Below are 19,936 nucleotides of genomic sequence, written 5' to 3'. Positions count from 1 at the left end.
GCAAAAATATTTTTTCGAATGCATCCGTTTTCGTCTGCGGCGTGTCTGGACCATACGGCACCCTTGCCGCCGATCACCCTTTCGAGACTGGACGAAGGCATGTTCGCCATGGCAACAGCAGAGTTGGAATATTCGCATCCACGCGAATGCTCACGAGGAGAGAGCGGCTTGGCCTTGGCGACAGACCAGACGACGGATTTGGCAATAGCACTTGCGGCCTGTGCCTCCGGTGACCGAAACGGACTGCGCTCGATCTTCGACCATGAGGCCGGAAAGCTGGTGGCGGTGGCGCAACGCATCGTCAGACGGCGCGACCTGGCCGAGGAAGTGGTGCAGGAAGCCTTTATCCGCATCTGGACCCATGCCCATCAATACGCACCTGAACGCGGCTCGGCACGTGGCTGGATCTATGCGATCGTGCGCAACCGCGCGCTCAACATGCTGCGCGACGGCAAACGCGAGGATCTTGTCGGCGAAGACCGGCTGGAAGCGCTACAGGACAGCGAACAGCAGGAAGAGATCATGGCGGCCTGGCACCGGCTGGACCGCGACAGCCGCCTGAAGGAATGCCTTGGCGGGCTGGATGACACAAAGCGGCGCGGCATCCTGATGGCCTATGTCGGCGGTTATACCCATGGCGAAATCGCCGGCCGGCTGAAACTGCCGCTCGGAACAGCGAAATCTTGGATACGGCGCGGGCTGCTGTCGCTGCGGGAGTGCATGGCATGAAGATCGGCCCCGCCCACATTCCGACAATCGCCGATGAATACGTGCTGGGTCTTCTGGACGAGGCAGAGGCTGCCCGTATTGATGCGGAAATCGAGAGCAATGCTGCGCTTGCCGATGCCATTGCAAAGGCCCGGGACCGCTTTCTGCCTCTCGATACCAACATCGAGCCGACAAGCGTTTCACCCGCACTTTGGGATGCGATCGACAGGCAGTTGCCGAAAAATGCCGACAGCGCTTCCATCCGCTCGGTTTCGCCGCGCCTGCCTTCTGCCGGCAATGACAACACCCGCTCCGGTTGGCGTGCCGCCGCGATTTCAGCGATGGCCGCATCGTTGATACTGGCGGGCGGACTGATCTGGAGCGTGACGCGCACGGTCGAGCCACTGGTGGTGGCGGTGCTCGTCAACGAGGCGGGCGACGTGCAGGCCGTGGTCGAGGATTTCGGCAATGACACGGCCAGTGTCAAGCTGTTGACCGATTTTGCGGTGCCGGCCGACAAGACGATGCAGGTCTGGACCCTGCCTTCGCGAGAGATGGGGCCGATGTCGCTTGGGCTTCTGGATGACAGGCATTCGGCAAGGCTCAGCGGCTCTGCCCTGCCAAAGCCGCAGGATACGCAGCTTTACGAAATCACACTGGAACAGGCCGGCGGCTCACCGACCGGACGGCCAACCGGGCCGATCCTTGCCAAGGGTTTTGCGAAGCTGGCGCGCTGAGACCGTATCGGCGGCCTCAGCTACCTTCTCTGGAGGCGACAACCGCCTGATAGGCAGCCTGTAATTGTCCGAACACCGACGGTGTTTGCGGATCGCGGATGGCGCCCAGATGCAGCACGCGCAGTTCCTGCATGAAATCATTCCAGAGCGGACGGCCGCCCTCTTCCAGCAATTGCGCGCGGATGGAGAGTTCTTCCGAAACCGGCAGAAAGCGGTTTCCCCACGCTCCCATTTCGGCGAAGATCGGGATCAGGCTTATCGACATTTCGGTGAGGCTGTAGATGCCTTTCTGCTTGTGGCTGGGATCATCCACGCGTGTGAGCAAGCCATGCTCGAGAAGGCGTTTCAGCCGGCTGGCCAGAATATTGGAGGCAATGCCTTCCTCGGAATTCTGCAGAAGTTCGCGAAAATGCCGGCGATTGCCGAACATGATGTCGCGGATGACGATCAGGCTCCAGCGATCGCCCAGAACCTCCAGCGTCAGGTTAATCGGGCAGCCTGAGCGAAATCCGTCTTCCATACCATTCTCCAAAACCGCTTGCATATTACAATCGGTCAAACTAGCCTTCAACCAATTTCAAGCTGCAATCGGTTTACCTGCGATGGAGGATGATGGCATGCGCAAGCTGGTGGTGTGGAATTTGATGACGCTGGACGGTTATTTCGAGGGCGAAAAGCCCTGGGACCTTTCCTTCCATGAGCAGGCCTGGGGACCGGAGCTCGAAAAACTTTCGGAAAAATTTGGTGAGGAAGGCGATCTGCTCGTTTTCGGCCGAAAAACCTATGAGGGCATGGCCGCCTATTGGCCTGAAGCGCAGGAGCCCGGCCGCATCAAGGACATGATGAACTCGATTGCCAAGCTGGCCGTCTCCAAAACGCTGACGGATGCGGCTTGGAACAACACCCGCGTCGTCACCGATCCGGTGGCGGAACTGACGCGGCTGAAGCAGGAGGACGGCAAAACCATATTTGTCTTCGGCAGCGCCGAACTGGTGGCCTCTCTGCTGGAGGCCGACCTTATCGACGAATACCGGCTGTGTATCGTGCCGGTTCTTCTCGGCAAGGGCAATCCGTTGTTCAAAAACGCCGATGCGCATCGGAAACTGACGCTTGTCTCCTCCGACAGGACCGGGAAGGGTGCGGTGCTTTTAACCTACACGGTCGGCTGAGGCGGTGCCGCATCCTTCTTTGGTCTGATTGCACCAAAAACGTCTGCGGTTATCTTCTGCCGTGCCTGAAAAGGTTTGGGGAGGAGACCAATGGCAGACATGCGGCCAAGGGAGGTGCGGCCTCGCCCCGTTGGTGAACCTGTGACGCTGCGATGTCGCGACGGGCTCGAACTCGGCGGGCATCTGTGGCCAGCGAAAGAGCAAGCCACCGCGAGCGTCATCATCAATCCAGCGACCGGTGTGCTTGCCCGTTATTATCATTATTACGCCGATTTCCTTTCCGCCGAAGGATTTGACGTGCTCACCTATGATTACCGTGGCATCGGCCTTTCCCGGCCGGAGCGGTTGCGCGGCTGCGGTTATCGCTGGCGGGACTGGGGCGAGCAGGATTTTGACGCCGCGCTGCGGTTCATGACCGGGCGACGGCCGGACCTGCCGCTTTACGTGGTGGGTCACAGCATCGGTGGTTACCTGCCTGGCCTGTCCCCCATGGCCAGCCGGATCGACCGCATGCTGACCATGGGCGCGCAATATGCCTATTGGCGCGATTATGCCGCCGCGCATCGGCCACGGCTTTTCCTAAAATGGCACGTCGCCATGCCGGCACTAACAGCGCTTTTCGGCTACTTTCCCGGCAAACAGCTGCAATGGCTGGAGGACCTGCCGGCCGGTGTGGCCAACGAATGGAGTTTTCGGCATGCCCGGATGGAGGATACGCATCCGCCCCATCAACGGCGCGAGGTGCTTGCACGCTTCGCAGCGATGACAGCGCCGATCCTTGCGGTGGCGGTCAGCGATGATGAACTCGGCACACCTGCCGCCGTTCGGCGGACACTTGCCTATTATACCGGTGCCAAACAGATGGAAGTTCTACTGGAGCCTTCGTTTTACGGCTTGGACGCCATCGGCCATTTCAGCCTGTTTCATTCCCGCCATGCCGATGGTTTCTGGCGTGATACGCTGCGGTGGCTGAAACATGGTGAAGATCCATGGGCGCGTGCCACTTGAGCAATGTCAATGAGCATCCGTCGCCACAGGATCATGCTGCTATCCAAACCAGGAGAGCGACACGATGTACAAACATATCCTGATCCCCACCGACGGTTCGGAACTGGCGACAGAAGCGCTGGAAAAGGCGCTCGACCTCGCCGTCGAGATGAATGCAAGGGCCACCGTTCTGGTGGTGGTGGAGCCGCTTCAGGCAATCACCCTCAATCCGTCCGGCCTCGAAATCGCCTATGCCGAATATGACAGGCAGGTGGATCAGGCGGCGGACGGCATTCTGGCGGAAGCAAAAGCGGCCGCCGAACAACGCGGCGTAAGCGTCGACGTGGAAAAGATCACCAACACCAACCCGGCCCAGGTGATCGTCGATGTTTCGGCCAAACACGCCTGCGACCTGATCGCCATCGGCTCGCGCGGGCGTTCGGGTATTTCGGCCTTCATGCTGGGCAGCGTGACGCTGAAAGTTCTGGCGCTGACGAAGACGCCGGTTCTGGTTTATCGGTGACGATCATGAGGACGGCGGCGGATCGAGCTTGAAACCGATCCGCATCAGCCGTTCGTCTTCCGCCCTTTCCTCGTCTGTCTGGCTGTTGTGGTAGACGTTATACAGCGCCTCCAGATCGGCGAGATCGTCGGCGAGGTAGGAATTGCTCTCGCTGGCGGCCATCCATTTTTTCAGGAGGAACGGGCGGTCGACCAGTTGGAACACTTCGGTACGGGTGCGCCGATGCAGGGTGGCCACGGCCTCGCGCATGGGCTCCTCATCCGCCTTGTCGTCAAGCGCGTAATAGCTTTCCTTTTCGATGAAAAAACTGCCCTGCTGAAAAAGCTCCCAGACGACACTCCAGGCTTCATTGCGATCGCTATCCAGAAAAACCTTGAGGACGTCGCTCGGCTCGGTCCGCAACATGATCAGGATGACAAAGATATCGACGGTGATGCTCTGCCGGTGCCAGAAGGGCAGACCGGCGTCATCCATCTCGGCCTGCACGCCGAGCGGCGCATAATCGAAATTCTGCAGCCAGTTGAGGGCGATCCGGCAAAACAGCCGGCGCAATGCATGCAGTTCCTGCTCGGGCAAGGCCGCAAGCCCGACGCGGATCATCTGCTGCGGAAATGGCGCGGAGCCGAGATCGCCGAAAAAGCTTAGTTCCAGCCCACGCGGCAGCCAGTGCCAAAACGTATCCGGGCCGCCCGAACAATTGGGGTGCTCGAAATAGATCATGTCGAAGACTTTGGCGTCGGCCCTGCGAGTATCCCGTGAAAGCAGCATCACCCTTTCCTGCTCCGGCTCGAAACACTGGCGGCAGAAGGGCGCGGCGATCGTATAGTGGTCGAATGCTTCATAGACGGCATCGAGGCACGCTTCGGCTGAAGGTGGCGTGTGATCGAACGGATAAAAGAGCGGTTTTGCTTTGACGGGCGCGGGTTTCGATTTCGACATGGGAGGCGATGTATTGCACCGGAGGGAGCCGACAAGGGTGGCTCTGCAATGTCTCGGGTCTCTGCGCTGCGCTGCCCGGCCCTTCGCTTTGGCTCAGGGCGTTCGGCACCTTAATCGATTCACTGGATCGATCAATCAGGCTTCGCCTGATCGTGCCTCACCCCATAAGATTACCATAGCGGACCGAATAGATCCGGTCGCGGCCAAGCAGGTGTGCGACCAGTGTATCGCGTGCAAAAATGCCCTGCATGGCCTTGTGGTTTAGATCCAGACCACCGGTCAGAACCCCGAAGGCCGGCATCAGCAGACGGTGGCCGTCGGTCGCAAAGCAGGGGCGGCGCACGTATTTTTCGCGGCGACGCACGGTCGCCGATGGATGCAGGTGACCAGCGACTTCTCCCCTGCCCGATATCAGGCTCGGTTCGTGACGGAAAACGAGCCCGCCATAAACGAGTTCGTCGGTGCTGATGCCGGGCAGATCGGTGGTGCCGTCGGGATCATGGTTGCCGTTGATCCAGATCCAGTCGCGACCGCGCGCCATCTCGGCGATCATCGCGCGCAGGTCGGCGGGCAGGAATTCCGAGCCGCGGCGATCGTGAAAATTGTCGCCGAGCGAGACGACCACTTTGGGATCATAGCGAGCGATGACGGCGGCGAGGATGTTGAGCGTGGCGATCGTGTCATAGGGCGGCAGCATCATGCCGCGACGGGCAAAGGCGGCGCCCTTTTCCAGATGCAGATCGGAGACGATCAGCATGCCGGTTTCGGGCAGGTAGAGACCGCCGAGCGGATCGCACACGGCCGCAATTCCGTGGACGAGAATGTCCTCGGTGGCGGGTGGTGTGGTGATCGTGGTGTGGGCGAGAAGCCCGAGGCGGTTCATCACGGCTGGTTCGTCTTTCGGTTTCGGTCGATCTCGTGTGCTTGGGTTTGGATCCTCGGGTCAAGCCCGAGGATGACGACGGGAAGGGAAATAGATTTACCCAAAGAACTGCTGCGGCTTACCGAAACATTTGGATGCTGTGCTCCCTCGCAGTCTCCATATTAGGCACTCCCTCTCTTTGGTCATCCTCGGGCTTGACCCGAGGACCCAGGCACAAGCCTTCAAGACATCGCCTCAGCAATCAACTCATCCGCGGCTTCCTGCAGCACCGCATCCTGCGCTTCGCCGGGCACGCTTTCCTTGCCGATTTCCAGCATGATCGGCACCGCTAAGGGCGATACACGATCGAGGTCACGGTGAGTGATGTGGCCCTTGATTCGTCCCAGCATATCGCCCAAACGGCCGATATCCAAAAGCCCCGTCGCCGCATCGCGCCGCGTTGCCTCCAGAAGCACGTGATCCGGCTCGTGGGAACGCAGCACGTCGTAGATCAGATCGGTCGACACCGTCACCTGTCTGCCGGTCTTTTCCTTGCCCGGATGGCGGCGTTCGATCAGGCCGGAAATGACGGCGCAATTGCGAAAAGTGCGTTTGAGCATGTAGCTCTCGTCCAGCCAGGCTTCCAGATCGTCGCCCAGCATGTCCTCGTCGAACAGGTCCGACAGGCTCAATGAACCATCCGCGATCATCGCGCCCAGATCGTTCAACCCCCAGATGGCCAGTGAATAATCGGTGGCTACAAACCCGAGCGGGCGCGCGCCGGCGCGTTCCAGACGGCGGGTGAGCAGCATGCCGAGTGTCTGGTGCGCCAACCGCCCCTCGAAACAATAGGCGATCATGAAAAAGCGTTTTCCGCGCGGGAATGTTTCGATCAGCAACTCGTCCTGTTTGGGCAGCATGGAGCGTTCGAGCTGGATATTTAGCCAGTCGCGGACCTGATCCGGCAGGGCCACACGACGATCGGGATCAGCCAGCATGGCGCGCACCTGATCGGCCAGATAGGTGGTGAGCGGAAACCTGCCGCCAGCATAGGCCGGGATCTTTGGGTCGAGCGAAAAGGCATTGGAAACCAGACATTCGTTTTCGCGAATACCTTCGAAACGCAGCACTTTGCCGGCGAACAGAAACGTGTCGCCCTGCACCAGCTGTTCCAGAAAATACTCTTCCACCTTGCCGAGCGACATGCCGCCCCGGCCCAAAGTGCCTTTGGCATTACGCTTGACGAGGCGAACATTGAGTTCGGCGGCCTCGACAATCGTGCCGAGGTTCATGCGGTATTGCTGGGCGATCTGCGGATTGGAGACACGCCAACGGCCGTCTTCCATTTTCCTGATCTTGGCGTACCGTTCATAGGTGCGCAGCGCATAACCGCCGGTGGCGACGAAATCGACGATACGCTCGTACATTTCCCATGTGAGGGTGGCATAAGGCGAGGCCGAGGTGATCTCGTCATAGAGTTCCATCGGATCGAAGGGTTCGGCGCAGGCCATGCCGAGCACATGCTGGGCCAGCACATCAAGCGCACCCTCGCCCACCGGCGGTGTATCCTGCGCGCCGTGATAATTGGCATCGAGTGCCGCCTGACATTCCATCACCTCGAAACGGTTGGCCGGCACGAGGATCGCCTTGGACGGTTCATCCATGCGGTGATTGGCGCGGCCGATCCGCTGGGCAAGGCGTGAAGCCCCTTTCGGCGCGCCGACATGCACGACGAGATCGATATCGCCCCAGTCGATACCCATATCGAGCGTCGAGGTGGCGACAACGGCGCGCAGCTTGTTGTCCGCCATCGCCGCTTCCACCTTGCGGCGCTGGCCGGCATCGAGCGAGCCGTGATGCAGCGCGATCGGCAGATTGTCCTCGTTGATGGTCCAGAGCGTCTGGAACAGCAGTTCGGCCTGAAAGCGGGTATTGACGAAGATCAGTGTCGTCTTGTGACGCCTGATCTCCTCATAAACCTCCGGGATGGCATAGGTGGAGACATGGCCGGACCAGGGGATGCGGCTATCGGTGCCCAGAATGGTGATGTCGGGGGCGGCCCCTCCCGTGACATGAACAAGGCCTGCCGGCGGCGCGGGCGTTTCACCTTGCGGAACTAGCCAGCGCTGCAGGTCCAGCGGATCGGCGACGGTCGCAGACAGCCCGATCGTCTGCATTTTTGGCGCATGTTTGCGCAGACGCGCGAGGCCGAGCGAAAGGAGATGGCCGCGTTTTGAGGTGACCAGCGAATGCAGCTCGTCGAGAACGACGTATTTCAGGTCCTTGAAGAAACGTGTCGCTTCCTTGTTGGCGAGCAGCAGCGCCACCTGTTCCGGCGTGGTGAGCAGGATATCCGGCGGATTGAGTTTTTGACGCTGGCGTTTGGCCTGCGGTGTATCGCCAGTGCGGTTTTCGACCGTCACCGCCAGTCCCATCTCGGTGACCGGCTTCATCAGGTTGCGTTCGATATCGACCGTCAACGCCTTCAAAGGCGAAATGTAGAGCGTGTGGATACCGGTAAAGGCTGAGCCGGGCGGGATTTTTCCACGTGCCACGAGATCGGTGAGCGACGGCAAGAAACCGGCCAGCGTCTTGCCCGCACCGGTGGGCGCAATCAGCAGCATGTTTTCGCCGGCTTGTGCGCGGGCCAAAAGCTCCAGCTGGTGGGCGCGCGGTTGCCAACCCTTTTCCGAAAACCATTTTACGAATGGCCGGGGCAGCGTGACGGCCTGATTGCCGGATGATTTCGGTTCGATGCGATCCACGAGATGAAAGATAAGCTTTCACTTGCGGAAATGAAGGGCAGTTACCGAACGATATAGCGATCCGTACGGTGATTGATGGCCAGCGTCAGATTGAGCGCCAGTGCGGCCAGAACAGAGCAGGCGATGACGAAAGGGCTAGCGACGAAGAAGGACAGGATCAGCACGACGCAATCGAGACCGAGCTGCACAAAACCGGCGCGCCAGCCGAAATGATCCTGCAGATACAGAGCCAGAATGCCGAAACCGCCAAGCGAAGCGCGGTGGCGAAACAAGACGAGCATGCCACAACCGATCAGCAAGCCGCCGAACAGGGCGGCGGTGATCGGATCAATCGTCGAAAAACCGATCAGCTTTGGCAGCAGTCCGGACAGAACTGAGGTCAGCGCCACGGCGGAGAACGTCTTGATGGTGAAGACGAGGCCGAGGCGTTTGTAGGCCAGCCAGTAGAATGGCAGGTTGAGCAGGAAGAAGGCGGCGCCAAAGCTGATATCGACCGAATACCGCAAAAGGAAACCGAGGCCGGCAGTGCCGCCGATCATAAGGTGGGCTGCCGACAGCATGGTGACGCCGAGCGCCGCCAGCATGGAACCGGCGACCACGCCCTGCACATCCTCGATAATCGAGTGTTTTTCCGAGGTTGAGGCCCAGAAGCCGATCGGGCTTTTCTTGTCGGTCGCGTTTGCCATGGTCAGCGCACCGCGATGTATCGATCGGAACGGTGGTTGATGGTGAGCAGCAGGTTGAGGACAACCGCGCTCAAGAGCGACCAGAGAACCGTCATCGGGCTGACCACGAAAAAGGCGGCGGCCATGACGCAGAGATCGAAAGCAAGCTGCACCAGACCGGCGGGGATCTTGAAACGATCCTGAATGTAGATGGCAAGAATGCCGATGCCGCCGAGCGAGGCGCGATGACGATAAAGGCCGAGCAGACCAAAGCCGATCAGGATGCCGCCGAGAAGTGCCGCCCAGAACGGATCTAGATGCTGGATGACGATGAACTTCTTCTCAAGCTCTGTCAGGAAAGAAACCATCAGGATGGCGACAAACGTCTTGAAGGAGAACCCGAGGCCGAGGCGTTTGAACGACAGGTAATAGAAGGGCAGGTTGACGACGAAAAACAGCACGCCAAAAGGAATGTCGAAAGCGTAATGCAGCAGGAAGGCGACGCCGGCTGTGCCGCTGGTCAGAAAGCCGGCCTGGCTGAGAAGATAAAGACCGAGCGCCGCCACCATCGAACTGATGAACAATCCTTGCGCATCTTCCAGCTTGGTGTGACGTGCCGGATCGAGGCTATAAAAGCCCAGCCGGCGTTTTTGCACGCTCTGTTCTTCGGCCAAGATAGTCCCCTTGTTTTGCGGTGAGTGTGCATCGCGATAGCGCCTTCATCAAGCGCCATCAACAGGGCGTGATCGTCAGTGAGCAAAACGCAAGAAAGCGCCGTTCAGCCAGCCTTGCGCGACAGAAACAGAATGCCGTGGATAGCATTGCCGCCATCCATGCGAATGACGGTTTTTTCGCTTTCGATCAGATCATAACCGTAGGTCTGCAAAAGGCCGAAAATGTAATCCTCGGCATGCGCATAACGCATCGATTCCCGCAGAACAAAACCGTTGCCGCCACCGGCATCCTCGACCGAAAACGCAAACAGGCCGGCAGGCGCCAGAAGCTCGGTCACCAGCGGAAACACGGTTTCCAGCGAACCGAGATACATCAGCACATCGGCAGCGGAAACGAGGTCGGCGCGGTGGTTTTGCAGCCCCTCGAACAGGCCGGATTGGTCGGCAGGCAGCGTCAGGTCGGATTGGCCGAGATGATCATAGATCTGCTTGCGTTCGGCACGGGCCAACATGTTGGCGGAAATATCGAACCCTTCTAGACGGGTCGCCACGTCACGGATTTCCGCGCCAAAAAGGCCGGTGCCGCAGCCGAGATCGACCACACTGGCAAAAGGTGCATGCGGCCGAACCAGTGCCGCCAGCTTACCGGGCACGGAATAATCCAGCTTTTCCACCAGTGCCGTATCGAAACGATCGGCATAATCGTCGAACAGGCTTTCGACATACCGGCTCGGCGGCTGTTCCGGCACATCTGCCGCGCCCAGAAGCGCCAGTTTCAGCGTGGCGGCAAACACGTCTTCCGGATCGAGCGCCAGCGTTTGCCGATAGGCGCTGATCGCCGGTTCGGTGAGGCCTGCCTTTTCGCGATATTCGCCGAGGCGAAACCAGCCGGCTGCCCATTGCGGGGTAATTTCCAGTGCCTGTTCCATTAGTTCGGCGGCGGCTGCAAATTCATCGCTCTCGCCGAGCATGCGGGCATAATCGGCACGGCGGTCGGCAATCACATCGCCGGAAGAGAACTGGCTCGCACTCATGGGCGGCGTGACTTTCATTGGAGTTGCGCCATCTCGCGCAAGTCATAAAAAAACTCAAGTTCTATCTGAGGAGGAGCCCCACATGCTTGCGGTGCACCAACAGGGCCATTATGTCTGTCGCACTCCCGCAGATGAACAAGCCAGATGAACAAGGATGACCGCTTCCGTGAACAGTTTCCTCGGTGACTCCCCCGGCCGCACAGCCATCAAGCTCGTTGTCGTCTGCCTGATCGTCGGCGTCGTTCTCGCCTGGCTCGGGTATACGCCCGACAATATCGTCGGCAGCATCCGCTATCATTTCCTCGATATCTGGTACAACGGCTTTGAGGCGCTCGGCACTGTCGGCAATTACCTTCTGCTCGGCGCGATCGTGGTCATCCCGATCTTTGTCGTGCTGCGACTGATGAGTTTCCGGCGCTGACATGACGACATTTCTGACGCCTTCCCGGCGGGGTTTTCTCGTCCTTTCCGGCATGGGCCTTGCCTTGGCTGGCTGTTCCACCGTCAGCGTTCTGGCGCCGACGCCGGGCGCCACCGACCAGACGGCGGCAGCGCTGCCGCTGGTCAACGAGCTTCGCAAGAAAAACGGCCTGTCGACGCTTTCGAGCGTCAACGCGTCGCGTAAGGCGGCTGCTGTTCAGGCCGTACGCATGGCCAAGGCCGACGAGATGCAGCACCTGATCGGCCTCGGCGACAGTTTTTACAATCGCATGAAGGCCAGCGACGTGACGCTGCCGGCAGCGGAAAACATCGCCAGTGGCCAGAACGAGGTCGAACGTGCCGTTCAGGCCTGGATCGATAGCCCAAAACACCTCAAAAATATGCTGGGCTCCTATAGCGGACTTGGTGTTGCCGTGGCCTATGCCAAGGATGGACGGCCTTACTGGTCGATGATCCTCTCCAGCTAAAAAGTTACAACTGCGCGGGGGCGCTGGAAACATGGGGCAGCAGGGCACCGGACAATCCGTAGAGGACGCCCCCGTGCGACCCTTCGATGTCACGCATAAAAGCGTGCTTTCCATCGCCGTGCCGATGACGCTCGGTTTCCTGACCGCGCCGCTGATCGGACTGACCGACACCGGTGTGGTTGGCCGTCTCGGAGATCCGGCGGCACTGGCGGGCTTGGCCATTGGCGCCATCCTGTTCGACCTGATCTTTGGCAGCCTCAGCTTTTTCCGCACCTCGACGACGGGCCTGACCGCACAGGCTTTCGGCCGCGGCGACGCCCGTGAAGAACAGGCGGTGTTCTGGCGTGCCTTCATCAGCGCCATCGGGCTTGGCTTGTTGATGCTGATGGCAACGCCGCTGATCCTCGCCTATGCGCCCGGCCTGATGACCGACGATGCCGCCGTTGCAGATGTCACCCGCCACTACTTTGGCATTCGCGTGCTGAGCAGCCCGGCAACCTTTATCAACTTCGCAATTCTCGGTTATGTTCTGGGCCGCGGCCAGGGCACGCTCGGCCTGTTGCTGCAGGTCATCATCAACGGCAGTAATGTCATCCTCTCCATCTATCTCGGGCTGCATCTGGGCTGGGGGGTGGATGGCGTGGCATGGGGCACGGCCTGTGCGGAAGTGATCGGTGCGGTGGCCGGCCTCACCGTCATCTTCCGGCAATTCGCCAAAATGCCGGGCCATCGGCCCAGCCGTACAGACGTTTTCGACCGTGATCGGCTGAAGGCGCTGTTTCACCTCAATGCGGACATTCTCGTCCGCTCGCTGGTGCTCAACATCGCCTTTGCCTTGATGACGCGAGTGGGCTCTTCCTTCGGTGCGGTGACGCTGGCCGCAAACGCCGTTCTGATGAACATTTTCATGCTCTGCTCGTTCTTTCTCGACGGGCTGGCGGGTGCGGCCGAACAGCTGGCAGGGCGCTCGATCGGCGCGCGTTACCGCCCGGCCTTCGACCGTGCACTTAAGTTGACGGCCCTGTGGTCACTGGCGATGGGGTGTCTGTTGGCACTGTTCTTCTTCGCCTTCGGCTCATCGCTGATAGATATTTTGACAACCTCCCCAGCAGTGCGTGCAGAGGCCATGAGCCATCTTGCCTGGGCGGCGCTGACCGGCGTTACCGGGGCATTGGCTTTCCAGCTCGACGGTGTTTTTATCGGCGCCACATGGTCGCGGGCGATGCGCAACATGATGCTGGCATCGCTCGCCGGTTTCTGTGTGGCCGTGGCCATTCTGGTGCCGGCCTACGGCAATCACGGCCTGTGGCTGGCACTCAATCTGTTCATGGGCATGCGCGGCCTGTTTCTGGCCGCCATGCTGCCGTCAAAGGCGCGTCAGAGCTTTGCCGCCGCCCAGTGATCGACACGGCTGTCGCGCAGGTCGCGCACCGAATTGACCTGCTCGCGATCGAGCAGTTTCGACAGACCGGAAACGACCCGGCCGGCAAGGGCCGGACCTTCATAGACCATGCAGGAATAAAGCTGCACGAGATCGGCCCCTGCTCTGATCTTTTCCAGGGCCGTATCGGCAGAGGACACACCGCCGACACCGATGATCGGCAATTCCTTGCCAACCTTCTGGCGCATTTTTGCCAGAACCGCGGTGGAGCGCGCAAACAGCGGCTTGCCGGACAGGCCGCCGGCCTCGCCCGCTTGCGCCTGATCGATCAGGTCGTCGCGTGACAGCGTGGTGTTGGAAACGATCAGGCCATCCAGCTGATGTGCCAGCACTTCGGCGGCGATGTCGTCCATGCCCTCTTCGGTCAGATCCGGCGCGATCTTCAGGAAAACCGGAACCTTGCGGCCCGACTTTTGGGCCTCTTCATTTCGCGCCGCGATGACGGCCGACAACAGTGCTGCCAGGCTTTCACGCGCCTGCAGGTCGCGCAGACCGGGCGTGTTGGGCGAGGAAATGTTGGCGGTGAAATAGGTGGCCACCGAATTGAAGCGGCGGATGCCGGCGACGTAATCGGCGATGCGATCGACGCTGTCCTTGTTGGCACCGATATTGACGCCGATAATGCCGCTGCGGCGAATGCCGGAAAGGCGCGCAAAGGCCGGATCATGGCCTTCGTTGTTGAAACCGAAACGGTTGATGACGGCTTCATCCTCGACCAGACGGAAAAGGCGCGGTTTCGGGTTGCCGGCCTGTGCCTTCGGGGTGAGCGTACCGACCTCGACATGGCCGAAACCGAGTTTCAACAGCGCTTCCGGCACTTCGGCGTTCTTGTCGTAACCGGCGGCAAGACCTACCGGATTGGGAAAATCGAGACCGGCGAGGTTGACGCGCAGGCGCGGATCAGGTCTGGCCGCACAGGAGGGCACGAGACCGGTCTTCAGCGCCGTGATCGACATGCCGTGCGCGGCTTCGGGATCGAGAAGGAAAAGACCGCGGCGGGTCGCGCTTTTCAAAAAGCCCATCATGTTCACATCTCCGGAAACTGGTGGCGGCCATCGGCGCCGAGGGCCAAAGGTTTTTCCCACAACACGGCATTCAATGGTAGCGGGGCGTAAAGATGCGGGAACAGCGCGCCGCCACGTGACGGCTCCCAGACGAGCTTGTCGCCCAGTTGGTCGATATCCACCGCCAGCAGAAGCAGGCCCGTCTGACCGGCAAAATGCCTGTCCGCGGTTTCCTGTGCCTGGGCTGCGGTGGAAAAATGAATGTAGCCATCGGCAAGATCGACCGGGGCGCCATCAAAAACGCCTTTTCCCCTGGCATCAAGCCACAGGTCTTCCGTCACGATCTTGTAGATTACGTCGCTCATTATTCGTTCCCGGCCATGATTGTTTGCCGAGGCTTTGCCGCAACGGCAGCGGTTTGTCCATGGCGAAGGTCAATCCATCGGCAAACTGCGTTAGAAAAACAGGAGACAGACATGTTTCGATACACAACGACATGGGCCGCCCTTGGCATGGCTGCGGCGTTTGCCCTGCCTGCTGCCTTGCCTGCCTTCGCGCAGGATGGCAGCCAGAACCGGTTCCGGCTGGAAAAGACCGAAAGCGGTTTCGTGCGGCTGGACACGGAAACCGGCGCGCTGACGCTGTGCCGCGACGAAGGCGGGCAACTGACCTGCCGCATGGCCGCCGATGAGCGTGCGGCCTACGAAAAGGAACTCGAGCTTCTGGAAAAACGCGTGACCGCGCTGGAGGGCCGACAGGGCACGACCGCCGCCAAACCGGGCCTGCCTTCGGAAGACGAGATAGAGAGCTCGCTGTCGATCATGGAGCGTTTCATGCGGCGGTTCTTTGGGCTCGTGCAGGAGTTTCAGGAAGAAGAACGACAGCAGACAGCACCGAACCGAACCTGACCTGTGTCAGGTTCGGTTCGGATTGGAACTGACAGTTGTGAAGTCTGACGGCACAAGCCCTTGTGCTGAACGGCTGGCAGTATTAGAAATATGGCGAGGAGATTAGGCAGACTATGCTGTTGGGAGGCGGCGTGGGCATGCAGACACTCACACTGACAATGATCATTGCGGATGACCATCCCCTGTTTCGCGGCGCGCTGCGACAGGCGGTGAACGATATCGGCTATATACAGACAATCATCGAAGCCGGCGATTTCGAAGCGGCCCGCAAGGCGGCAGGCGATCAACCGGACACCGACCTGATGCTGCTCGACCTCAACATGCCCGGCGTTTCCGGTTTTTCAGGTCTGACGGCCCTGCGCTCCGAATTTCCGGGCCTGCCGGTGATCGTCGTATCAGCCAGCGACGACAGCACAACGATCAGCCGGGCGCTTGAACTTGGCGCATCCGGGTTCATCTCCAAATCCGCAGGGCTGGACGATATCCGCATGGCAGTCGATACCGTGCTCGATGGGGGTATCTGGACAGGCGCTGCAGGATCCACACAAAAGCACTGTTCGGACCCGGCCATGACCGAGCTGATGGAGCGGATGAAAACGCTGACGCCGCAGCAGAGCAAGGTACTCACCATGCTCGGAAAGGGCTTGCTTAACAAACAGATCGCCTACGCGCTCGGCGTATCGGAAGCGACGATCAAGGCCCATGTCTCGGCGATCCTGTTAAAGCTTAATGTCGACAGCCGAACACAGGCTGTGATCAAACTCGGCCAGGTTAATCTTGCCATGGTCGCGTGATCACGTCGATCACACGCACCGAAGACAGGATTTTATTCCTTTCCACCTTTACTCCGGTCCCGGTTTTGGCTAGGTTCGGAAGCGTCTGGCTGTGCTTGCGTGTTCCAGGCATTCGAGGCCTTTCCGGCGCTGCGGAAAGGCGGAACCTCAGACAAGCCGTATCGCGCTGCCATGGCCATCGGGCATATGTCGTGCGGACCTGGCACGGCAGGATTTGAAAAACGATGCTGTCACACGAGACGATCTGGAGTGCGCTCGACGCCTTGGCTGAGCGCCACCAACTGACCCCTTCCGGTCTTGCCCGGCGGGCGGGTCTCGACCCGACATCCTTCAACAAGTCCAAACGGCAGGGGCCGGATGGCCGCATGCGCTGGCCTTCGACGGAATCGATCGCCAAGGTGCTGGAAGCCACCGGCTCCAGCATCGATCAGTTTCTGGCTTTCCTTGGCCCCGAACCGGTTCATACGCCGCAACCGGCAACGACATCCGAAGTGACCTATCCGCCCCGTGCGAGTGGCATTCCGCTTCTGGGGTTTGCGCAGGCCGGTGCCGGCGGCTTTTTCGATGATGGCGGTTTTCCCGCCGGTCAGGGCTGGGACGTGGTCGATTTTCCAGCTGCCCCGACAAGCGGAGCGGTTTATGCGCTGGAGGTGCAGGGCGATTCCATGCTTCCGCTTTACCGCGACGGTGACCGGCTGATCGTGGAACCCGGCGCGCAGGTGCGGCGCGGTGACCGCGTGGTGGTAAAAACCCGCGAGGGTGAAGTGATGGCCAAGGTTCTGCTGCGACAGAGCGCCAAATCCATCGAACTCAACTCGCTCAATCCGGCGCATCCCAACCGCACGTTCGAGATGACCGAGGTCGAGTGGATCGCGCGCATCATCTGGGCGAGCCAGTAATTTCAGCCGCGGCTCAATAAAGCCCGTTCGGAAAATAACGCTGATAAATTTCCTGCAGGCGACCGTTGCGCGACAGCGCGGCGACGGCACTGTCGAAAGCTGCCGGCAGAACCGTGTCATTATGGCGGAACATCGCCGACAGGCCCTCGCCCAGATAACGCTGCGACATGTAGGGACCATCGAACAGCGCGCAACATCCGCCCGACGCTTCGCTTGCCACCCAGAAAGGCAGACGCAGGCCATCCGCAAACACGGCATCGACACTGCCATGTTTCAGCGCATCGAGCATGGCATCCGGGTTTTCAAACGGACGCATCTGCACCTTCGCAAAGAAGTTCTTCAGCATTGTTTCATGCACCGTTCCGGCTACGACACCGACCGGCCGACCCGATAACGCAACCGAAGCGTGCTCGGTCAACCCGATCCGTTTGCTGACCGCAAAACGTGCAGGTAAGAGCATGTAGGGCCGCGAGAAGGAGAACCTGCGGCGCAGATCCGGTGTGACGGCCACGCCTGCCAGAACGAGTTCGGCACCGCTCTTTTCCAGCGCCGGCTCAAGATCTGCATAGGGCATGGCCTGAATCTGGCACTTGGCCTCAACTTTCAACTCGGCGCAGATTTCGCGAATGAAATCCACGTGGAATCCGGTGAGCCGTCCCGTCTGATCGATAAAGCTGAAGGGTGGAAAATCGACCGTGGTCAGTGCCCGAATGCGTGGCACATTGGAAAGGTCCGGGCGCGGCAAGCGCTCGCGCGCATCGAACATGACAGGAAGATCGCCGCTTGCAGCCTGTTGCGCAGCGACAGGAAGGGCCGGGATAACCGTCAGCGCAAGCGCCGCGATGAACCCGGACAGCAGGCTTACGAGCTGCCCCCGGCTTTTTGGGGATGTAACCAGTGCGTGCATCTGTATGATCCGAAACGAGACATGCCGGGGCTTATTGTTATGTGGGGTTTAGCAGAAGCATGCGTGTCGGGGAATATTTTCATGGGCCGCCGGTGCGGCATACCACAACGGCTGCCAGCGCGCCCGCTTCCTCCTCGTTTCACGATGGTTCCAGAGGCGAAGAAATTGCCGCCTTGAGCGGTCTCGGTTTCGGCAAACCGATGATCCAGCGATGGATCAAGCGAGCGGATGCCCACGGCACCAGCGTCGAGGCCGAGCTTCTGGCCGACGGGTCGATCCGCGAGGACGCCTATTTTTCCGCGATGGCACGTTTCCTGCGGCTGCCTTTCATTGCCAAAATAGACCCCGCCAGCATTGTCGATATGGATCATCTGGATATCCAGCTGCTGCATCCCAACCAGATTCGCCTGACGCATGCGAAAAAGGCGCCGCAAGTGGCAATCGTGCCTGAGGCGGCAAAGCTTTCTGCGCTCGCCGCACTTCTCGATCGCCTGCCGGGGCTGCGGCAAGGGCTTGCCGTTACCACACCGTCACAGATCCGCTCGGGCGTTTGGCTGGCAGGGGCCGCCCGGCGATCGAGGATAGCGGTCAGCGACCTTTTCGAGACCCATGCGCATGGCTCCGCCCGTATCGTTCTTTCCGGCGCCCAAGGCTTCATGGCAGGTGGCCTGATTGTTGCGCTGGCTGTCATGCTGTTGTTTGCGCCTGGACCTAGCCTGTCGGCGCTGCACATCGTTCTGTCGCTGCTTTACCTCTCTTCGTTATTGCTGCGCATCGCAGCGCTTTTGCATCTGAAGCGCTGCCGGCGGCCGGCCACGCGAACCACGAATATCGATCGACCGGATTTGCCTGTCTATACGGTCATGGTAGCGCTTTACCGGGAAGCCGACGTCGTCGGGCAACTAGTGAATAGCCTTGAGAGACTGGACTGGCCTCCGGCCCTGCTCGACATCAAGCTCATCTGTGAGGCAGATGACACGGAGACGATAACAGCGCTGCTTGCCCTGCCGCTCAAGCCGCATTTCGAAATCGTCCATGTGCCAGCGTGCCAGCCAAGGACAAAACCGAAGGCGCTGACCTATGCGCTGCCGGCTGCACGCGGCGAATTTCTCACCATCTACGATGCCGAGGACCGTCCACATTCGCAGCAATTGCGCGAGGCATTCCAGCGTTTCCGTGAAAGCGACGACGATATTGCCTGCCTGCAGGCGCCGCTTGTCATCACCAATGCACAGCAATCCGCCTTCAGTGCCATTTTCGCGCTTGAATATTCCGGCCTGTTTCGTGCTCTGTTACCGATGCTGGCGGCTTATCGTCTGCCGCTGCCGCTTGGGGGCACATCCAATCACTTCCGTACCAAAACGCTGATCGATGCGGGCGGCTGGGACCCTTTCAACGTAACCGAGGATGCAGATCTTGGCTTGCGACTTTACCGGCGCGGATACCGCACCGCCACCATAGATCGGCAGACACTTGAGGACGCACCGACATCACTGCGCGTGTGGCTGGGACAGCGAACACGCTGGTACAAGGGCTGGATGCAGACATGGCTGGTAACGACCCGCAATCCTGCCGACCACCTGCGGCAAATGGGATGGCGCGGCGCGCTCGCATTTCATCTTCTGATCGGTGGCATGCTGGTATCGGCGCTGCTGCATCCGCTCCTGCTCGTCGCATTTGCTGCCGGACTTTACGCCATTCTTTACACGCCTTCTGCTCTGGCCGGGCTTTTGCACCACCCGATGACCATTATCGACAGCGTCAACATTCTGGGCAGCTATATCCTGCTCGTTCAACTGGGCCTGCGGTCGATGACCTCACACGAACGGCGACTTGTCGGCTGGCGGTGGACGGCTGTGCCGCTCTACTGGATGATGACCTCCGTTGCCGCCTGGAAAGCACTCAACGAATTGAGGACAAAACCTTTTTTCTGGAACAAAACGCCGCATCGCCCCGTTGATGCGACCATCGGGACGAAGAAATAGAACACCCGCTCAACTCCTTGCTGCATC

Annotated in this window: 22 protein-coding genes; 12 read left to right on the top strand and 10 right to left on the bottom strand. The window is 60.0% G+C overall.

Going from position 1 to position 19,936, the window contains the following annotated elements:
* Positions 1–174 precede the first annotated feature (174 nt).
* Complete coding sequence (locus GAO09_RS05405; protein WP_235937941.1) at positions 175–729, top strand: sigma-70 family RNA polymerase sigma factor; 555 nt, start codon at positions 175–177, stop codon at positions 727–729.
* A complete protein-coding gene (locus GAO09_RS05400) occupies positions 726–1,445 on the top strand; it encodes an anti-sigma factor (RefSeq protein WP_153353023.1) in 720 nt (239 codons plus the stop codon). The genes GAO09_RS05405 and GAO09_RS05400 overlap by 4 nt, the downstream gene beginning before the upstream one ends.
* A 16-nt stretch (positions 1,446–1,461) precedes the next feature.
* Here the strand turns inward: GAO09_RS05400 and GAO09_RS05395 are convergent, their stop codons facing one another.
* Positions 1,462–1,965 (bottom strand): winged helix-turn-helix transcriptional regulator, encoded by a 504-nt coding sequence (locus GAO09_RS05395; RefSeq protein WP_153353022.1) that lies wholly within the window; start codon positions 1,963–1,965, stop codon positions 1,462–1,464.
* A 97-nt stretch (positions 1,966–2,062) separates the two neighbouring features.
* On the opposite strand from GAO09_RS05395, the gene GAO09_RS05390 reads away from it, so the two are divergent.
* The 3 genes from GAO09_RS05390 (at position 2,063) to GAO09_RS05380 (ending at position 4,124) form a co-directional block, all read left to right on the top strand.
* The gene (locus GAO09_RS05390) at positions 2,063–2,614 is read left to right on the top strand and encodes a dihydrofolate reductase family protein (protein ID WP_153353021.1); all 552 of its coding nucleotides are present in this window, start codon (positions 2,063–2,065) and stop codon (positions 2,612–2,614) included.
* A 90-nt stretch (positions 2,615–2,704) separates the two neighbouring features.
* Positions 2,705–3,622: an alpha/beta hydrolase family protein gene (locus tag GAO09_RS05385; protein WP_153353020.1), complete on the top strand. Its 918-nt coding sequence runs from the start codon at positions 2,705–2,707 to the stop codon at positions 3,620–3,622.
* 64 nt (positions 3,623–3,686) lie between these two features.
* Entirely contained in the window at positions 3,687–4,124 is a 438-nt protein-coding gene (locus GAO09_RS05380; RefSeq protein WP_153353019.1) for a universal stress protein, read from the top strand.
* A 3-nt stretch (positions 4,125–4,127) separates the two neighbouring features.
* Here GAO09_RS05380 and GAO09_RS05375 read toward each other — a convergent pair whose 3' ends face one another.
* From GAO09_RS05375 to GAO09_RS05350, 6 genes are all read right to left on the bottom strand, one after another.
* The gene (locus GAO09_RS05375) at positions 4,128–5,063 is read right to left on the bottom strand and encodes a hypothetical protein (RefSeq protein WP_153353018.1); all 936 of its coding nucleotides are present in this window, start codon (positions 5,061–5,063) and stop codon (positions 4,128–4,130) included.
* A 157-nt stretch (positions 5,064–5,220) separates the two neighbouring features.
* Positions 5,221–5,946, bottom strand: a complete 726-nt coding sequence (gene pdeM / locus GAO09_RS05370) for a ligase-associated DNA damage response endonuclease PdeM (RefSeq protein WP_153353033.1) — start codon at positions 5,944–5,946, stop codon at positions 5,221–5,223.
* Positions 5,947–6,167: 221 nt separating this feature from the next.
* Positions 6,168–8,690 (bottom strand): ligase-associated DNA damage response DEXH box helicase, encoded by a 2,523-nt coding sequence (locus tag GAO09_RS05365; protein WP_410767926.1) that lies wholly within the window; start codon positions 8,688–8,690, stop codon positions 6,168–6,170.
* A gap of 41 nt (positions 8,691–8,731) precedes the next feature.
* Positions 8,732–9,376: a YitT family protein gene (locus GAO09_RS05360; protein WP_153353017.1), complete on the bottom strand. Its 645-nt coding sequence runs from the start codon at positions 9,374–9,376 to the stop codon at positions 8,732–8,734.
* Positions 9,377–9,378: 2 nt separating this feature from the next.
* Positions 9,379–10,032, bottom strand: a complete 654-nt coding sequence (locus GAO09_RS05355; protein WP_410768145.1) for a YitT family protein — start codon at positions 10,030–10,032, stop codon at positions 9,379–9,381.
* A gap of 101 nt (positions 10,033–10,133) precedes the next feature.
* Entirely contained in the window at positions 10,134–11,063 is a 930-nt protein-coding gene (locus tag GAO09_RS05350; protein WP_153353016.1) for a class I SAM-dependent DNA methyltransferase, read from the bottom strand.
* A 154-nt stretch (positions 11,064–11,217) separates the two neighbouring features.
* Between GAO09_RS05350 and GAO09_RS05345 the strand changes: the two genes are divergently transcribed.
* The 3 genes from GAO09_RS05345 to GAO09_RS05335 are packed head-to-tail and all read left to right on the top strand — an operon-like array spanning position 11,218 to position 13,373.
* The gene (locus GAO09_RS05345; RefSeq protein ID WP_153353015.1) at positions 11,218–11,484 is read left to right on the top strand and encodes a DUF6460 domain-containing protein; all 267 of its coding nucleotides are present in this window, start codon (positions 11,218–11,220) and stop codon (positions 11,482–11,484) included.
* A gap of 1 nt (position 11,485) precedes the next feature.
* The gene (locus GAO09_RS05340) at positions 11,486–11,971 is read left to right on the top strand and encodes a CAP domain-containing protein (protein WP_153353014.1); all 486 of its coding nucleotides are present in this window, start codon (positions 11,486–11,488) and stop codon (positions 11,969–11,971) included.
* Between the two features lie 31 nt (positions 11,972–12,002).
* Positions 12,003–13,373 (top strand): MATE family efflux transporter, encoded by a 1,371-nt coding sequence (locus tag GAO09_RS05335; RefSeq protein ID WP_153353013.1) that lies wholly within the window; start codon positions 12,003–12,005, stop codon positions 13,371–13,373.
* On the opposite strand, the gene GAO09_RS05330 is transcribed toward GAO09_RS05335, so the two are convergent.
* Positions 13,349–14,437, bottom strand: a complete 1,089-nt coding sequence (locus GAO09_RS05330) for a quinone-dependent dihydroorotate dehydrogenase (protein ID WP_153353012.1) — start codon at positions 14,435–14,437, stop codon at positions 13,349–13,351. The genes GAO09_RS05335 and GAO09_RS05330 overlap by 25 nt on opposite strands.
* A gap of 2 nt (positions 14,438–14,439) precedes the next feature.
* Positions 14,440–14,781 carry a DUF952 domain-containing protein gene (locus GAO09_RS05325; RefSeq protein ID WP_153353011.1) on the bottom strand — a complete coding sequence of 114 codons (342 nt, stop codon included), beginning with the start codon at positions 14,779–14,781 and terminating at the stop codon, positions 14,440–14,442.
* A 111-nt stretch (positions 14,782–14,892) separates the two neighbouring features.
* On the opposite strand from GAO09_RS05325, the gene GAO09_RS05320 reads away from it, so the two are divergent.
* The 3 genes from GAO09_RS05320 (at position 14,893) to GAO09_RS05310 (ending at position 17,017) form a co-directional block, all read left to right on the top strand.
* A complete protein-coding gene (locus GAO09_RS05320) occupies positions 14,893–15,324 on the top strand; it encodes a hypothetical protein (RefSeq protein ID WP_235937938.1) in 432 nt (143 codons plus the stop codon).
* A 137-nt stretch (positions 15,325–15,461) separates the two neighbouring features.
* Entirely contained in the window at positions 15,462–16,118 is a 657-nt protein-coding gene (locus tag GAO09_RS05315) for a response regulator transcription factor (protein ID WP_153353010.1), read from the top strand.
* Positions 16,119–16,342: 224 nt separating this feature from the next.
* Positions 16,343–17,017: a LexA family transcriptional regulator gene (locus GAO09_RS05310; protein WP_153353009.1), complete on the top strand. Its 675-nt coding sequence runs from the start codon at positions 16,343–16,345 to the stop codon at positions 17,015–17,017.
* A gap of 13 nt (positions 17,018–17,030) precedes the next feature.
* On the opposite strand, the gene GAO09_RS05305 is transcribed toward GAO09_RS05310, so the two are convergent.
* Positions 17,031–17,924, bottom strand: a complete 894-nt coding sequence (locus tag GAO09_RS05305; RefSeq protein ID WP_153353008.1) for a transporter substrate-binding domain-containing protein — start codon at positions 17,922–17,924, stop codon at positions 17,031–17,033.
* Between the two features lie 92 nt (positions 17,925–18,016).
* Here GAO09_RS05305 and GAO09_RS05300 point away from each other — a divergent pair, with 92 nt between their 5' ends.
* Positions 18,017–19,909, top strand: a complete 1,893-nt coding sequence (locus GAO09_RS05300) for a glycosyltransferase (RefSeq protein WP_324184937.1) — start codon at positions 18,017–18,019, stop codon at positions 19,907–19,909.
* Positions 19,910–19,936: the final 27 nt, after the last annotated feature.

Source organism: Endobacterium cereale, assembly GCF_009617585.1.
Taxonomy (GTDB): Bacteria; Pseudomonadota; Alphaproteobacteria; order Rhizobiales; family Rhizobiaceae; genus Neorhizobium; species Neorhizobium cereale.
Note: the sequence above shows the minus strand (reverse complement) of the source record. Positions and strands in the feature narration are given on the sequence as shown.

Bases quoted from the DNA above. Each gene is read 5' to 3' on its own strand.
- GAO09_RS05400 (WP_153353023.1), top strand. From the start codon at position 726: ATGAAGATCGGCCCCGCCCACATTCCGACAATCGCCGATGAATACGTG.
- GAO09_RS05395 (WP_153353022.1), bottom strand. From the start codon at position 1,965: ATGGAAGACGGATTTCGCTCAGGCTGCCCGATTAACCTGACGCTGGAG.
- GAO09_RS05390 (WP_153353021.1), top strand. From the start codon at position 2,063: ATGCGCAAGCTGGTGGTGTGGAATTTGATGACGCTGGACGGTTATTTC.
- GAO09_RS05385 (WP_153353020.1), top strand. From the start codon at position 2,705: ATGGCAGACATGCGGCCAAGGGAGGTGCGGCCTCGCCCCGTTGGTGAA.
- GAO09_RS05380 (WP_153353019.1), top strand. From the start codon at position 3,687: ATGTACAAACATATCCTGATCCCCACCGACGGTTCGGAACTGGCGACA.
- GAO09_RS05375 (WP_153353018.1), bottom strand. From the start codon at position 5,063: ATGTCGAAATCGAAACCCGCGCCCGTCAAAGCAAAACCGCTCTTTTAT.
- pdeM (WP_153353033.1), bottom strand. From the start codon at position 5,946: ATGAACCGCCTCGGGCTTCTCGCCCACACCACGATCACCACACCACCC.
- GAO09_RS05360 (WP_153353017.1), bottom strand. From the start codon at position 9,376: ATGGCAAACGCGACCGACAAGAAAAGCCCGATCGGCTTCTGGGCCTCA.
- GAO09_RS05350 (WP_153353016.1), bottom strand. From the start codon at position 11,063: ATGAGTGCGAGCCAGTTCTCTTCCGGCGATGTGATTGCCGACCGCCGT.
- GAO09_RS05345 (WP_153353015.1), top strand. From the start codon at position 11,218: ATGACCGCTTCCGTGAACAGTTTCCTCGGTGACTCCCCCGGCCGCACA.
- GAO09_RS05340 (WP_153353014.1), top strand. From the start codon at position 11,486: ATGACGACATTTCTGACGCCTTCCCGGCGGGGTTTTCTCGTCCTTTCC.
- GAO09_RS05335 (WP_153353013.1), top strand. From the start codon at position 12,003: ATGGGGCAGCAGGGCACCGGACAATCCGTAGAGGACGCCCCCGTGCGA.
- GAO09_RS05330 (WP_153353012.1), bottom strand. From the start codon at position 14,437: ATGATGGGCTTTTTGAAAAGCGCGACCCGCCGCGGTCTTTTCCTTCTC.
- GAO09_RS05325 (WP_153353011.1), bottom strand. From the start codon at position 14,781: ATGAGCGACGTAATCTACAAGATCGTGACGGAAGACCTGTGGCTTGAT.
- GAO09_RS05320 (WP_235937938.1), top strand. From the start codon at position 14,893: ATGTTTCGATACACAACGACATGGGCCGCCCTTGGCATGGCTGCGGCG.
- GAO09_RS05315 (WP_153353010.1), top strand. From the start codon at position 15,462: ATGCAGACACTCACACTGACAATGATCATTGCGGATGACCATCCCCTG.
- GAO09_RS05310 (WP_153353009.1), top strand. From the start codon at position 16,343: ATGCTGTCACACGAGACGATCTGGAGTGCGCTCGACGCCTTGGCTGAG.
- GAO09_RS05305 (WP_153353008.1), bottom strand. From the start codon at position 17,924: ATGCACGCACTGGTTACATCCCCAAAAAGCCGGGGGCAGCTCGTAAGC.